The sequence below is a fragment of the Aquamicrobium lusatiense genome (assembly GCF_014201615.1).
GTDB lineage: Bacteria > Pseudomonadota > Alphaproteobacteria > Rhizobiales > Rhizobiaceae > Mesorhizobium > Mesorhizobium lusatiense.
On sequence record NZ_JACHEU010000004.1, the window covers coordinates 12,577 to 26,312 of the forward strand.

A 13,736-nucleotide genomic window follows, 5' to 3' on the forward strand; every position below is an offset into this window, starting at 1 on the left:
CAAAGTGGACTCACTGATCAGAACCGCGCGCGAGGGCCGTGTCTTTATCGTGACGCTTGATCGACCCAGGGCCAATGCCATCAACATCGCCATGAGCGAACAGTTGGCTGAGGCGTTTACCACTTTTCGCGATGACGATGACCTCTCCGTCGCCATCGTCACCGGGGCGGGCGACAAGTTCTTCTGCGGCGGCTGGGATATGAACGAGGCTGCCAGCGGCGTGAAGGACAATGAGGAGCACGGCACCGGCGGTTTCGCCGGGCTGCAGGTGCTGCTCGACTGCAACAAGCCGCTTATTGCCGCGCTCAATGGTCTGACGGTTGGCGGAGGCTGGGAGATTTCGCTGGCCTGCGATCTGGTTCTCGCCACGCCCAACACCCGTTTCTGGTTTCCGGAAGTGCAGCGCGGCTTCATCGCCGATGCGGGGGGCGTGCAGCGTCTTCCGCGCATGCTGCCAAGGCGCATCGCCATGGAAATCCTGCTCACCGGCCGGTGGTTCGAGGTGGCGGAAGCTGAACGGTGGGGCATGATCAATGCCATCGTCGAAAGTGATGAGCTGATGCCGCGCGCCCTGGAACTGGCAAAGCAGATCGCCAAAGGGGCTCCGCTCTCGGTGCAGGCGACAAAGGAAGTCGTGCGTGCAACCGAGACGATGAGCGATCGCGATGCGCTGACGGGCCTGAACGGGCTTGCCCTGCCGCTTCACCAGAAGATGCTGGCCTCTTCGGATTTCCTTGAGGGACCGAAGGCCTTTACCGAAGGCCGCGCACCGGTATGGACAGGGCGCTGAGGAGTTTTAGCCGATGAGCAAGACCATCATCACCGCTGCCATCACCGGCTCTATCCACACGCCGAGCATGTCGCCCTACCTGCCGGTTACGCCGAAGGAGATTGCCGATCAGGCGATTGGCGCGGCGCGGGCCGGGGCGGCGATCGTGCATCTGCATGCCCGCAATCCCGAGACCGGAGAGCCGGCATCCTCGCCGGAGCTGTATCGGGAGATCGTCACGCGCATTACCGATGCCTGCGATGTCGTCATCAACATCACGACCGGTGGCGGCAACAACATGAGCGTCGAGCAGCGACTGGCAGCCGCCGTCGAACTGAAACCGGAGATATGCTCGCTCAACATGGGATCGATGAATTTCCCCATGCACACGCTGCTGCGCAAATACACCGAGTTCAGGCACGGCTGGGAGCGGGAATACATCGAGGAGAGCCGCGATTTCGTGTTCAAGAGCACGTTCAAGGACATCGAGGATACGGTGAGGTTGCTTTCGCCGCTCGGTACGCGCTTTGAATTCGAGTGCTACGATGTCGGCCACCTTTATACGCTCTCCTTCTTCGAGCGCGAGGGCCTCATAGAAGCGCCTTATGCGGTGCAGTTCGTCATGGGCATACTGGGCGGCATCGGCGCATCGCTGGAGGAGCTTGTGCACCTGAAGACGACGGCGGATCGCCTGTTTGACAGCCGCTATCGCTTCTCCGTTCTGGCAGGCGGCAAGGCGCAGATGCGCATCGCGGCTGGCGCGGCCATCCTGGGCGGCAATGTCCGCGTCGGCATGGAAGACAGCCTCTTCATCTCGGCCGGCCAGTTGTGCGAGAGCAATGCCCAGCAGGTCGAGAAGGCGGTGCGGATCCTGAGCGAACTGTCATGCGACATCGCGACGCCAGCCAATGCGCGGCAGATGCTCGAGCTCAAAGGCAGGGTGGGCTGACCGATGTCGGGCGAGCGGATATGCAGTCTGATCGCCAGCCCGCGCCGCGATGGCAATTCGTCGCTCATGGCGCGCGCCTTTGCCGAAGGCGCGGCCGCAGCAGGCCATGAGGTGGAGACCCTGCACATTGACGACTATGTGACTGCTTTCCTGCGCGATTGCCGTGAATGCCGCACCGCCGATGGGGAATGTGGAATCGAGGACCGCTACGCCGAATTGTTGCTGGAGCACATGTTGCCGGCATCAGCCATCGCCATTGCCTCGCCGATCTATTGGTACGGTTTGCCGGCGCGGTTCAAATGCGTGGTCGACCGGCTTGTCTGCTATACAAGCCATCGGCATCGCCGTTCGGAAGAAGTTCTGCAACGATTGCGCGGCAAGAAATATGCGCTGCTGCTGTCGTCGGAAGAGAGCAACCAGGGAATGAGCGTCGGCATTGTCCAGCAGATGTCGGATTTCTGTCGGTATACCCATGGAGCGCTGGTCACAGTGGTCAATGCCGTCGGCAATCGCCGTGGTGAGGTCGCGCGCGATCCCGCGCAGCCATTGGCATTGGCCCGGCGGACCGGTGCCGTTTTGCTGCAGGCCCGCGCTACCGATTTCAGGATCGATACATCGCGTTCCGGGACCGTATGGTCTGGAGGAGAAACCGGATGAGTGGTCTCACGCAAGAGACGCCCGCCATTGCGCGGGATATGGCAAGGAAAGTCCTGTGCCGCTTCAGGAATGTCAATAAGAGCTACGATGGCAAGGCGCGTGTCGTTGCCGATCTCGATCTCGACATTCATCAGGGAGAATTCCTGACATTGCTCGGTCCCTCCGGGTCGGGCAAGACGACGACGCTCATGATGCTGGCTGGCTTCGAGCAGCCAAACCATGGAACCATCGAGCTGGATGGCAGTTCGATAGTCGGTGTGCCTGCCTATCAGCGCAACATAGGCATGGTGTTCCAGAACTATGCGCTCTTCCCCCATATGACTGTTGCCCAGAATCTCGCGTTCCCCCTGCGCATGCGTGGCATTGCGAAGGCTGAGCGGGAGCGGCGCGTCAGCGACATTCTGGACATGGTGCGGTTGCCGGAGGTGGCCGACCGCCGCCCCGTCCAGCTTTCCGGAGGCCAGCAGCAGCGTATCGCCCTGGCGCGGGCGCTGATCTTCGAGCCGCAGCTCGTTCTGATGGACGAGCCGCTTGGTGCGCTCGACAAGCAATTGCGCGAGCAGATGCAGCTCGAAATCCGAAGCCTGCATGAAAGGCTTGGCATTACTGTTGTCTACGTTACCCACGACCAGTCCGAGGCGCTCACCATGTCGGATCGCGTGGCGGTGTTCGCCCACGGGCGCATCCAGCAGATCGCGCCTCCGGACGATATTTATGAGCATCCAGCCAATGCATTCGTTGCCGATTTCGTGGGAGACAACAATCGCTTGTCCGGTGTCGTCAGAAGCCGGGGCGGAGAAGAATACGAAGTTGACTGCAATGGTCTGGTGCTGCAGGCGGTCGCGAAGTCGGAGCATGGGATCGGCGACGAGGTTCTGGTCGTATTCAGGCCGGAGAACGGGGTGATAAATCATCCCATACCGCCAGCGCCGAACAGGTTCGACGGCAAGATTACCGAAAGGATCTATCTTGGAGATCACCTGCGATTGCGTTGTCAGTTGACAAATGGCGATCTGATAACGGTGAAGATTTCCAACAAGTCCCATCTCTCTACATGCGGAACGGGGTCCGCAATATCTTTATATTGGTCAGGAATGGACTGTTATGTTCTCCCCCAACCTGCTGGCAAGGCGTAGAAAATTTCAAACACACACTGGACGTGGCAGCTCTCGTTTGGTACAGTTTATTTAATTAAACAAAGCCCGATGGGAGCCGGGCAAATAAGGGGAGTGACACATGAAGACATATTTTTCCGCCCTTGCCTGCACGGCCGCACTGTTCGTGTTTCAGCCTGGACTGGCATCGGCGCGTGACCTGACCATCGTTGCGTGGGGTGGAGCCGGACAGGAGGCGCAGCGCGCTGCATTCTTCGGCCCCTACACGAAGGAAACCGGCAAGGCTATTCTCGAGGATCAGACCCCGTTGCTGGCAAAGGTGCGCAGCATGGTCGAATCCGGCAACATCACCTGGGATGTGCTGGATCTCGAATCGGCGGAAGCCATGATCGGTTGCGAGGAAGGACTGTTCGAACGGCTGGACTGGAGCCAGATCGACCAGTCGAAATACGTTGAGCATGTGCACAGCGATTGCGGTTATGGACTTTACACGGCCGGCAACATTCTTGCCTATGATGGCGACCGTTTCCCTCAGGATCCTCCCTCAAGCTGGGCGGATTTTTTCAACACCGAAAAATATCCCGGCAAGCGGGGGATCTGGAACACGCCGAAGGGCGCGCTTGAAGTCGCCCTGATGGCGGACGGCGTGCCGGCTGGCGAGATTTATCAGGTGCTGCGCACGCCGCAGGGCATTGATCGCGCCTTTGGCAGGCTTGACTCTATCAAGAGCGACATACTGCTCTGGAATTCGGGCGCTGAATTTGTCAGCCGGCTGGCTACCGGGGAATATGTCATGACCTATGCCTGGAACGGCCGCATCTCGACGACCAATGACAGCGACGGCAAGAACTTCAGGATCGCCTGGGATGCTGGCTATACCTACGTTACGGACCAGCTCGTCATCGTCAAGGGAAGTCCCAACAAGGAACAGGCGATGGAGTATTTCAAGTTCCTTCACGACCATCCCGAACTGCAGGCTGACTATACGAAGCGCACCTATTACAGCTCCACCAGCTTGGCCTCTCTCGATTATCTGCCGGCCGAGGTGAAGGAGCAATTGCCGCTGATACCCGAGCACCTGAAGAACGCTGTCCCGGTGGATGATGAGTTCTGGGTCGAAAACCTCGACAGCCTGACCGAGCGCTTCAACATCTGGGCAGCCCGGTAGCCGTTTCGCATGTCTCAAGACCGACGGCGCCTGTGGAAGTGCGCCGTCGTTCCATTCCGGAGAAAGCTGTGACGTTTCTTGTCAGGATGACCAGGACCAGGAGCTTGATCAGCCTCATGCTGATAGCACCGCTGTTTGCGTTCCTGATTGCCTTCTACTTCTACCCCATTGCCTCGTTTCTTCTGCGCAGTGCCAGTACTTCGGAAGTGACCGACACCATTCCCGATACCACGGCGGCCCTCGCCGGCTGGGACGGCGAAGGCCTTCCGGGTGACGAAATATACGCGGCGCTCGTCGCTGATCTTAGCGCATCGGATCAGAAGGCCGCTATTCTGGGCCGCCGGCTCAACGCTCTGGAGCCCGGCATGCGGACTGTCGTGCGCAAGGCGACGCTCGCGGCTCGGGAACTTGAAAAATCGTCACCTGCCGAAATCAGGGCAGGCCTGATCGAGGCAGACCCCAAATGGGGCGACATGGCCACATGGAGCCTGCTGCGGCGGGAAACCGGCATCGGTACAGCGACTTTCCTGCTTTCGGCCATCGACGTTCAGCGGGCGGCCGGGAGACTGGAACTGAAGACGGGAGGCGAGGCTCTGTTCCTGCCGATTTTCATGCGCACGCTTGCGATCTCGCTCGCGGTTACACTGATCTGCATTGTCATAGGCTATCCCGTCGCGTGGGTCATCGCCATGGCCCAGCCGCGAACCTCAGCCTGGCTGATGCTGCTGGTGCTCGTGCCTTTCTGGCTTTCAATTCTGGCGCGCACGGCGGCGTGGATTATCGTGTTGCAGGGAAGCGGTCCGGTGAACAGCGTGTTGATATGGGCTGGTCTCACCGACACCCCGCTTCAGCTCGTTTTCAACCGCTTCGGTGTGGTTCTGGTCATGGTCCATGTCATGCTGCCCTTCCTTGTGCTTCCGCTCACCAATTCGATCCGTGCCATTCCAAAATCCTATTTTCAGGCGGCGGCTAACCTCGGGGCTCCGCCATTGCGCGCCTTCGTGCATGTGATTTTTCCGCTTACACTGCCGGGCATGTGGGCGGGAGGTTTCATCGTCTTCATTCTGTCTGTTGGATATTACATCACGCCCGCGCTCGTCGGCGGCCCGAACGATCAGATGATAAGCTCATTCATCGCCTTCTACACCAACCAGTCGATCAACTGGTCGCTTGCGTCAGCCCTCAGTGCATGGTTGCTCGGCGGCATGCTGGTGCTGGTGATGATGAGCCAGCGCTTCGTTGGCCCGATGATCCGGAGGGTGACATGAAAGGCAGAGCTTCAGGGTACGGATGGACCATCCTGATACGCATCGCCGCCTTCCTGGTCTTTGCATTCCTGTTGCTTCCGCTGCTTGTGCTGATCCCGGTATCGCTCACTTCCGGCACGATGCTGGTGCTGCCGACGCCGGGATATTCGATGCGGTGGTACGAAGATGTCTTCTACAATCCGATCTGGCTGAATGCGTTGCGCAACAGCTTGATAATTGCTGCCGTAACCATGAGTGTTTCCCTGGTTCTGGGCACCATGGCTGCTATCGGCATCTGGCGCCTTGCGCCCCGCATGCGGGGTGTCGCGCTCGCCTTGATCAGCGTACCGATCGTCACGCCTGCAGTCATCGCGGCGGTCGCCATGTTCATCTTTCACGCCGGCATCGGCATCGGCGGTACGATGACCAGCATCGTTCTCGGCCATATCGCGATCTCGGCACCTTTTGTGGTGATCACGGTGCTATCGAGCCTCGACGTCTTCGATAACCGTCTCATGATGGCTGCCGCCAGTCTTGGGGCTCCGCCAGGAAAGGCGTTCTGGAATGTCATGCTGCCGATCATCACGCCCGGCATTGTGTCCGGCGCGATCTTCGCGTTTCTCACTTCGTTCGATGAAATCGTACTCGTTCTCTTCCTTGGCAGTCCGGGCATGCGTACGCTACCGCAGGAATTGTTCAGCGGTATTCGCGAGCAGATGACCCCTTCGATCGCCGTGATTGCCAATATGCTGATCGTGGTTGCAACTGCCGCCATAATCGCGGTCGAGATGCTGCGCCGCCGCATCGTGTCTGTCGTGGACAGGAAGTAGCGTCCGGATTGCGGGCCCGGTTGCCTGCTGACTCCATCGGCCGTCCCACGTCCGCTTGTTGCGGGTGGCTTGTTTGACTGAACTCGGCAGGCATCAGCTGGCAGCAGCCAGAGTCTAGGTGTTCAGTCCCGATATTCGATGGATTGGATTGATGAAGAATCGATCTGGCTGTGAAGTCCATCGTTTGCAGATGAACTCGCAGGGTGTGAGGCCCTTTAACATCTTGAGCCCTGTGCCGAAGTTGCAGGCGGCGATGAAGTCCTGGAGATGCCGTCGCAACTGGTCGTGGTTACCGTAGTGGAGGCGCTTGACAGTGGGGTCTCTGAAGGTGCGGTTCATGCGCCCGCCCTGATCGTTGATCCAGGGATGATTGATCTGGGGGGAATCTGTGCTTGATGTCTTTGTCAGTGGATCTTCTAACGCACCGCTTCGATCATAGAACGAGGAACGTCGGGGCAGACACATGATTGGCCTTTCCGGCTAGCTGCGCGCAGGCGAACTTTGAAGGCCGGTCGATGGCGACGAACATGTACAGCTGGGCTTCGGCTGTCTGCAGCTCGGCGACATCGATGCGGAAGTAGCCTGTCGGGCGGGCTTTGAACTTTTTCCTGGCCGGCTTGTCGCCGACAACTTAGGGCGCAGACAGCGATGGGGGGGCGTGTCACGCAAGGGATTACGGCCTCGGGTGCTTAGAGACAATCGCCGAACGGCAGCAGCGTATAGCGTCGGAAGGCGGCAATGACCGCGTCATCTTTCCGCGATAGCATCGTTGAATGCGGCTTCTTCGGTCCCGTCGGCAGGTCGGCTGTCGAGGTCCGCTTCGCTACTGTCTTCTGGTTGATCCCGTAGCGCCTGGCCAGTCCCCTCAGGCTTTCTTGACCATGGTGTATCGATCGACGCACCACCTGTGTTGCCGTGGCGCTCCCATGCGGCACCGGGCCCATAGCGCATCCTTCCATTGCTGGGAAAGATTGCAACATAAAAATCCGGAATCAAACACCGGGGATGCAGGCGGTGGGGTCGAGAGGGATTTGCTTCCTGCGGTCCGAGTCTGGTCGTCAGAATTCACATCAACGAAGGTACACACCGCATATTTCTACTTAACAACTCATACAGAGCATGGCTTGTTATCATGTGATTTAATATTAGAATTTTTTTCTAATAAATCGATACGAAGAAGTTCGATATTCCCCACAGGGCGCTTTGAAGCCTCTTGCATTAGCCCGTTTGCGGCGCTACGAATTTGTTGAGTTACTAAATATGTGACTTAACATGGCACATCGTGATCGGAGGATGCATGACCATAGACGAGGCCATTACGCTATTCGGACGGGAATGCGAGGCTATCTGGCTGACCCAGCCTGAGGAAATTCGCGTCCTCTCACGCGGGGAAAGCGTGCAGGGCGTCGGATCCAGAGGGCAATATCTGACCCCCCTGATCTTCGCGGAAGGCACAGCCCGCTCGCTGGCCGACGAAACGCTCTGGGTCATTCACCTGATGTGCGACCGCCCGGACACCGATCTGGCGACGCTCAAGGTGATGATCTCGGAACTGGTGGGCCGCAAGGCGGGCTTCTTCGAGCTGTTCGGGCTCGAGCACGCCGCCGGCCTCGTCCGCACTTATATCGGGCTTGCCCAGACCGCGCAGGATCTGGCCGAACTTCAGCGTCTGACCGACGCTGCCCTGGCCTATGCCAACCGCGTCCATGTCTGGCTCGACGCTGCCTTTCCCTGGGGCGTCTGCACCGGCTTCATGCGCGCCGGCTATGGTACGCGCAACGCCGATGGTCTGGAAATGGGAGCAAAGTCATGAAGCTGATCCTCAACATGGCCGGGCGCGACACCTGCGCCATCGAAATCTGGGAAGACCGCTATCCGGCCGTGGCCGAAGCGCTGCGCAAGATATTGCCGGTCACCAGCATTGCCCAGCACGGCAAGATCGTGGGCGACCTGCTCTATTTCTGCCTGCCGGTGGTGATGCCCAACGAAAAGCCGCAGACGCTGACGGAAATCTGCAAGGAGCGTCGCGCCGCCAAGGGCACGGCCGGCGGTTCGGTCTGCTTCTACGGCCCGCGCCAGCAGATCTGCATCTATTACGGCGATGACGTGTCGCCGGAGCCCTTCGAGCTTTCCTATTGCGGAGAGATCATCGAAGGGGCGACCGAAATGGAGCTGGCCGCCGTCAAGACCTGGACCAGCCCGGGCGTGCCGCTGACCTTGCGGCTCGCCTAGAAATAACCGTGTTCCCGGTGGGAGGCGGCTTGTGAACATGAACAAAAAAGGGGAAGTCATGACGCATCGTATGAACTGGCTGGCAAGGACCGGCCTGGCAATGGCAGTAGCGGCGACGCTGATGCAGGGGGCAAGCACCCCTGCATTGGCGCAGTCGCAGGAGAACGTGACTTTCGGCTTCTTCGCACCGTTGACCGGTCGCTTCGGTGCCAATGGCGAGCGCTTCAAGGAAGCGGTCGAGCTGTTTGTCGAGCAGACGAACGAAAGCGGCGGCATTGGTGGCAAGCCGCTGGTCGTCCTGACCGAAGACGATCGTGGCGAGCCGATGCAGGCGACCGCGATCGCGCAGAAGTTCTCCGAGAACAAGGATGTTGTGGCGGCCATCGGCTCGTTCACCAGCGGCAACTCCATCGCGGCCGGCGAAATCTTTGCCGCGGCCGGCGTACCGCAGGTCAGCCCGTCATCCTCGCATCCGGACTATACTAAGATCTCCAAATACCAGTTCCGTATTCCCAACACTCAGGACACCATGTCCCTGATCTATGTGAAGACGCTGGAAGAGAACGCGCCGCATGAGCGCGTGGCCATCATCTACTTCCAGGACGACTGGGGCATCTTTGTTGGCAACGCGACCAAGAAGGCGCTCGAAGCCGACGGTTCGGAAGTTCCGGTGTTCGAAGCCATGCTTCCCGACGCCCGCGACTTCCGTCCGCTGGTGACCAAGCTGCGTCAGGCCAATGTGGACGCCATCCTTCTGGCCAGCCATTACGGCCCGTCGGCCACCTTCCTACAGCAGCTGCGCCAGGCGGGCCTCGAAACGCCGGTCATCGGCCCGGAAACCCTCTACAATCCGGAGCTGATCACGCTGGCCGGCGATGCAGCCAACGGTGTCATCACCACCACCTACTTCTTCCCGGGCGATCCGTCGAAGGCCAAGTTCGTGGAAGAGTACAGCGCCAAGTTCGGCCGCGAACCGGATCTCTGGGCTGCCTATGCCTACGACGCCATCTCCATCGCTGCGGCCGGCGCCAAGGCCCTTGCCGATGCAGGTCAGCCGATCACCCGCGAAGCCCTGCGTGACGCCATCGACAACCTGCCGCCGTTTGACGGCGTTACCGGCGTTACCGAATTCGTTGATGGAACACCTGCCAAGGACCTGACGATTCTCAAGATCCAGAATGGCGCTTACACGCTGCTTAAGTGATCTCCCCCGGCGCCTGATATTCCGGAGGGCCTTCAAAGGCCCTCCGGAGATCGGTCCGTGACCCCCTGAGGTTTCCCTCCCATGTTGGAACTCTTTTTCAGTCAGGTCCTTAACGGGATCGTGATCGGCTTCGTGTACGCCATGATTGCACTCGGCTTCAGCCTTGTGTTCGGCGTCGCCAATATCATCAATTTCGCTCAGGGCGCCCTTTTGATGCTGGGTGCGTTTCTGACCTTTACCATGGTGCGGCTTCATGTGCCGCTGGCGTTAGCCATACCGTTGGCGATTGCCATCACCACGGTGACGGGCATGCTCATCGAGAAACTGGCTCTGCGCCCGCTCCAGAATGCGCCCTATATCGCTCCGCTTCTGTCGACCCTGGCGATCGCCATCATCTTTGATGCAGGCGCAGAAATGATCTGGTCTGCGGAAATCCAGTCTTTTCCTTCCCCTCTTTCAAGCTTCGTGATCCTGATCGGCTCAGCATATATTACCGGCGTCGATATACTGATCGTCGTCTTGTCGCTGGTCGTCATGGCGGCGCTGATGCTGTTCCTCTCACGAACCTGGACAGGCAAGGCGCTGCGCGCCACCGCCCAGGACCCGGAAGCCGCGCAACAGATGGGCATCAACGTTCCGCTGATGCGCCAGTTCTCCTTCGGCCTTGCCGGTGCCCTTGGCGCGCTGGCCGGCGTGCTGATCGGCATGTACTACCTGTCGGTCTTCCCGCAGATGGGCATTCCCTTCGGCCTCAAAGGCTTCGCGGCGGCGCTGCTCGGTGGCCTCTCCTCGGTTCCCGGCGCTATTGTCGGCGGCATGCTGCTCGGCATTTTTGAAAGCCTGGCTTCGGGCTATGTCGGCGAAGGCTGGCGCGATGTCACCGCCTTCAGCGTGTTGCTGCTTGTTCTCATAGTGCGCCCGCATGGTCTGTTCGGCAACAAGTCGCTCGACGCCCTCGGCGGCGCATCTGGCGCATCGGGCGGCATTCCCACAACCTCCGTCGTTGCATCCATGGCCGGCTCGACCGGCAGGACCAAACAGCGTGTCATCGATGCGCCCCTGCCCGTTCTGCTTGGCGTCATCGCACTCTTTGCGCTGCTGCCGGTGCTGAGCGGTTCCAACTACCTGATGCAGATCGGCGTGCAGGCCGCGATCTACGCAATGCTGGCCGTCTCGCTCACGCTGCTGACGGGTTCGGCCGGCGTCATCTCCATCGGCCATGCCGCGTTCTTCGGCGTGGGCGCCTATGCCGCAGCGCTGGCGAGCGTAGCCTGGAGCATTCCGGCAGAAGCCGCGTTCCTGTTCGCCGGCGTGGCGGGTGCTGTGTTCGCGGCAGTGCTCTACGCGCCGACGCTGCGCCTCTCGGGTCATACCGTCGGCCTTGCGACGCTCGCCATCGGGCAGATCGTCTATCTCGTGTGCCTCAACTGGGTCGACCTGACCCGCGGGCCCATGGGCATACCCGGCGTACAGCGGCCATCGCTGTTCATCGGCGGGCTCGACATGCGTTCACTGTCGGCCCAGTACTGGCAGGCGCTTGTGGTGCTCGGCATCGTCGTGGCCGTCGCCTTTGCGGTGCTGAACTCGCCGATCGGCAGGACGTGGCGCGCTATTCGCGAAGACAGGCTGGCGGCTCATGCCTCCGGAGTCCCCGTGGCACGCTACCTGACGCTGGCATTTCTCGTCTCCGGCTTCCTTGCCGGTCTGGCTGGCGCACAGTTCGCGTTCCTCCAGAACTTCGTCAGCCCCGACAGCTTCATCATCGACACGTCCATCGTGCTGATCTCCATGATCGTGCTGGGTGGGCTCGGAAACATTACCGGGGCGCTGATCGGAGGCGTGGTGCTTGCATTGCTGCCTGAAGTTCTGCGCGAATTCGCCGAATACCGCATGGTCGCCTATGGCCTCATCCTTCTCCTTCTTCTGCGCTTCCGTCCGCAGGGACTGGCAGGAACCCGATGAACACAAACGCAAACCAGAACCAGCCAGGCACGCTGACCATCAACAAGGTCAGCCGGCGTTTTGGCGGCGTGATCGCCGCCAACGGGCTGGACTTCACGATCCCCAAGGGCGAATTCCTCGCCGTCGTGGGGCCTAACGGGGCCGGCAAGTCGACCCTGCTCCAGATGATCAGCGGCATCATTCGGCCCAGTGAAGGCGAAATCCTGCTTGGCGACCGGCGCATCGACAGGTTGCGGCCGGAGGCGATCAACGCACTGGGCATCTCACGCACCTTCCAGACGAGCCGCGTGTTCCCGATGCTGACCATTCGCGACAGCATTATGGTCGGCACTCAGGTCGGCCTGATCGGGGGCGGCCGTGCCCCGCGCAAATATGGACCGGTGACCGAGCTGATCTCCGCGCTTCTTCGCCTCCCCGCCTATCAGGCGCGGGTCGCAGCATCCGAAAAGCGCGTGGAAGACGTGATGGCGATGTTCGGCGACCGGCTTCTGCCGCGCCGCAACGAACAGGCCTTTTCCCTGTCCTATGCCAATCGCCGGCGTCTGGAGATTGCCCGCGCGCTGGTGCAGGACCCGGACATTCTGTTGCTGGATGAACCTGCAGCAGGCATGAACCCGACCGAGACCGACGAACTGACCGAGGTGCTGGCGGATCTGCGGCGCAGACGGCCCGACATGACCATTGTCATGGTCGAGCACAAGTTGCAGGTCGTGCGCCAGCTGGCAGAGCGCTGCATCGTCATGGCCATGGGCACGGCCATCGTAGATGCGCGCCCCGAAGCAGCGTTGGAAGATCCGCGCGTCATCGAAGCCTATCTCGGCACGCGACGCACAGCCGCCGCATTCGGAAAGGTGAATGCCGATGACTGATACCCCGAAGAAAACTCCGCTTGCCTCACTGACCAATGTGGATGTGTTCTACGGCCCGGTGCAGGCGCTATTTGGTGTCAACGTCACCGTCATGCCGGGTGAAACAGTGGTGGTCCTTGGCGGCAACGCGTCGGGCAAGTCCACCACCGTCAAGACCCTTCTCGGGCTGGTGAAGGTCGCCTCGGGCGAGGTCGTTTTCGATGGCGAAAGCGTCAACAACCGTCCGGCCTACCAGATGATCGAGCGCGGCATCGGCTCGATCCCCGAAGGCCGTCGCATGTTCTCGGAAATGACCGTGCTCGACAATCTCAAGCTTGGCGCTTTCGTGCGCCGGGGTGAGCCGAAGGCGGTTCTGGATGCGCAGATCGAAGAGGCCATGGTGATGTTTCCGCGTCTGGCCGAGCGCCGCAACCAGATTTCCGGCACCATGTCCGGAGGTGAACAGCAGATGCTCGCCATGGCTCGTGCCTGGATGCGCAAGCCAAAGCTGCTCTGCATCGACGAGCCGTCCATGGGCCTGTCGCCTCTCTTCGTTGACCATGTCTATGAGATCCTCTCCAAATGGAAAGCGCAGGGCCTGACCATCCTCATGGTCGAGCAGAATGCGAATATGGCGCTGTCCATCGCCGATCATGGCTATGTGCTGAGACAGGGACATGTCTCCGTTGCGGGCACGGCCGCCGAACTGCGCGACAATGACGAAGTCCGTCGCGCCTATCTGGGAGGATGAGAGA

13 protein-coding genes and 1 pseudogene are annotated in these 13,736 nt (G+C 60.2%); 13 read left to right on the top strand and 1 reads right to left on the bottom strand.

Annotated features, from left to right (window positions below):
- The first annotated feature begins 4 nt into the window (after positions 1–4).
- The 7 genes from HNR59_RS17185 to HNR59_RS17215 all read left to right on the top strand — a co-directional run bounded on the left by HNR59_RS17185 (position 5) and on the right by HNR59_RS17215 (position 6,735).
- Positions 5–790: an enoyl-CoA hydratase-related protein gene (locus HNR59_RS17185; RefSeq protein ID WP_183832276.1), complete on the top strand. Its 786-nt coding sequence runs from the start codon at positions 5–7 to the stop codon at positions 788–790.
- Positions 791–803: 13 nt separating this feature from the next.
- The gene (gene kce, locus HNR59_RS17190; RefSeq protein ID WP_183832277.1) at positions 804–1,718 is read left to right on the top strand and encodes a 3,5-dioxohexanoate:acetyl-CoA acetone transferase; all 915 of its coding nucleotides are present in this window, start codon (positions 804–806) and stop codon (positions 1,716–1,718) included.
- A 3-nt stretch (positions 1,719–1,721) separates the two neighbouring features.
- Positions 1,722–2,375 (top strand): flavodoxin family protein, encoded by a 654-nt coding sequence (locus HNR59_RS17195; RefSeq protein ID WP_183832278.1) that lies wholly within the window; start codon positions 1,722–1,724, stop codon positions 2,373–2,375.
- Positions 2,372–3,511 carry an ABC transporter ATP-binding protein gene (locus HNR59_RS17200; protein ID WP_425488673.1) on the top strand — a complete coding sequence of 380 codons (1,140 nt, stop codon included), beginning with the start codon at positions 2,372–2,374 and terminating at the stop codon, positions 3,509–3,511. Before HNR59_RS17195 ends, HNR59_RS17200 begins: the two co-directional genes overlap by 4 nt.
- 100 nt (positions 3,512–3,611) lie before the next feature.
- The gene (locus HNR59_RS17205; protein WP_183832279.1) at positions 3,612–4,658 is read left to right on the top strand and encodes an ABC transporter substrate-binding protein; all 1,047 of its coding nucleotides are present in this window, start codon (positions 3,612–3,614) and stop codon (positions 4,656–4,658) included.
- 104 nt (positions 4,659–4,762) lie between these two features.
- Positions 4,763–5,926: an ABC transporter permease gene (locus tag HNR59_RS17210; protein WP_210307416.1), complete on the top strand. Its 1,164-nt coding sequence runs from the start codon at positions 4,763–4,765 to the stop codon at positions 5,924–5,926.
- Entirely contained in the window at positions 5,923–6,735 is an 813-nt protein-coding gene (locus HNR59_RS17215; protein WP_183832281.1) for an ABC transporter permease, read from the top strand. The genes HNR59_RS17210 and HNR59_RS17215 overlap by 4 nt, the downstream gene beginning before the upstream one ends.
- A 121-nt stretch (positions 6,736–6,856) precedes the next feature.
- On the opposite strand, the pseudogene HNR59_RS17220 reads toward HNR59_RS17215, so the two are convergent.
- Positions 6,857–7,679: pseudogene (locus tag HNR59_RS17220) on the bottom strand (transposase family protein); the annotation flags it as partial.
- Positions 7,680–8,032: 353 nt separating this feature from the next.
- Here HNR59_RS17220 and HNR59_RS17225 point away from each other — a divergent pair.
- The 6 genes from HNR59_RS17225 to HNR59_RS17250 all read left to right on the top strand — a co-directional run bounded on the left by HNR59_RS17225 (position 8,033) and on the right by HNR59_RS17250 (position 13,732).
- Positions 8,033–8,548 (top strand): cucumopine synthase-related protein, encoded by a 516-nt coding sequence (locus HNR59_RS17225; protein ID WP_183832282.1) that lies wholly within the window; start codon positions 8,033–8,035, stop codon positions 8,546–8,548.
- Positions 8,545–8,967 carry a hypothetical protein gene (locus tag HNR59_RS17230; protein WP_183832283.1) on the top strand — a complete coding sequence of 141 codons (423 nt, stop codon included), beginning with the start codon at positions 8,545–8,547 and terminating at the stop codon, positions 8,965–8,967. Before HNR59_RS17225 ends, HNR59_RS17230 begins: the two co-directional genes overlap by 4 nt.
- A gap of 58 nt (positions 8,968–9,025) precedes the next feature.
- Entirely contained in the window at positions 9,026–10,171 is a 1,146-nt protein-coding gene (locus tag HNR59_RS17235; protein ID WP_183832284.1) for an ABC transporter substrate-binding protein, read from the top strand.
- 81 nt (positions 10,172–10,252) lie between these two features.
- Positions 10,253–12,133 (top strand): ABC transporter permease, encoded by a 1,881-nt coding sequence (locus HNR59_RS17240; protein WP_183832285.1) that lies wholly within the window; start codon positions 10,253–10,255, stop codon positions 12,131–12,133.
- Positions 12,130–13,002, top strand: a complete 873-nt coding sequence (locus tag HNR59_RS17245) for an ABC transporter ATP-binding protein (RefSeq protein WP_183832286.1) — start codon at positions 12,130–12,132, stop codon at positions 13,000–13,002. Before HNR59_RS17240 ends, HNR59_RS17245 begins: the two co-directional genes overlap by 4 nt.
- A complete protein-coding gene (locus tag HNR59_RS17250; RefSeq protein WP_183832453.1) occupies positions 12,995–13,732 on the top strand; it encodes an ABC transporter ATP-binding protein in 738 nt (245 codons plus the stop codon). The genes HNR59_RS17245 and HNR59_RS17250 overlap by 8 nt, the downstream gene beginning before the upstream one ends.
- Positions 13,733–13,736 lie beyond the last annotated feature (4 nt).

Excerpts from the sequence above, each read along its gene's own strand:
- HNR59_RS17195 (WP_183832278.1), top strand. The coding sequence starts at position 1,722 with ATGTCGGGCGAGCGGATATGCAGTCTGATCGCCAGCCCGCGCCGCGAT.
- HNR59_RS17235 (WP_183832284.1), top strand. The coding sequence starts at position 9,026 with ATGACGCATCGTATGAACTGGCTGGCAAGGACCGGCCTGGCAATGGCA.
- HNR59_RS17200 (WP_425488673.1), top strand. The coding sequence starts at position 2,372 with ATGAGTGGTCTCACGCAAGAGACGCCCGCCATTGCGCGGGATATGGCA.
- HNR59_RS17250 (WP_183832453.1), top strand. The coding sequence starts at position 12,995 with ATGACTGATACCCCGAAGAAAACTCCGCTTGCCTCACTGACCAATGTG.
- HNR59_RS17240 (WP_183832285.1), top strand. The coding sequence starts at position 10,253 with ATGTTGGAACTCTTTTTCAGTCAGGTCCTTAACGGGATCGTGATCGGC.
- HNR59_RS17215 (WP_183832281.1), top strand. The coding sequence starts at position 5,923 with ATGAAAGGCAGAGCTTCAGGGTACGGATGGACCATCCTGATACGCATC.
- HNR59_RS17225 (WP_183832282.1), top strand. The coding sequence starts at position 8,033 with ATGACCATAGACGAGGCCATTACGCTATTCGGACGGGAATGCGAGGCT.
- HNR59_RS17245 (WP_183832286.1), top strand. The coding sequence starts at position 12,130 with ATGAACACAAACGCAAACCAGAACCAGCCAGGCACGCTGACCATCAAC.
- kce (WP_183832277.1), top strand. The coding sequence starts at position 804 with ATGAGCAAGACCATCATCACCGCTGCCATCACCGGCTCTATCCACACG.
- HNR59_RS17230 (WP_183832283.1), top strand. The coding sequence starts at position 8,545 with ATGAAGCTGATCCTCAACATGGCCGGGCGCGACACCTGCGCCATCGAA.
- HNR59_RS17205 (WP_183832279.1), top strand. The coding sequence starts at position 3,612 with ATGAAGACATATTTTTCCGCCCTTGCCTGCACGGCCGCACTGTTCGTG.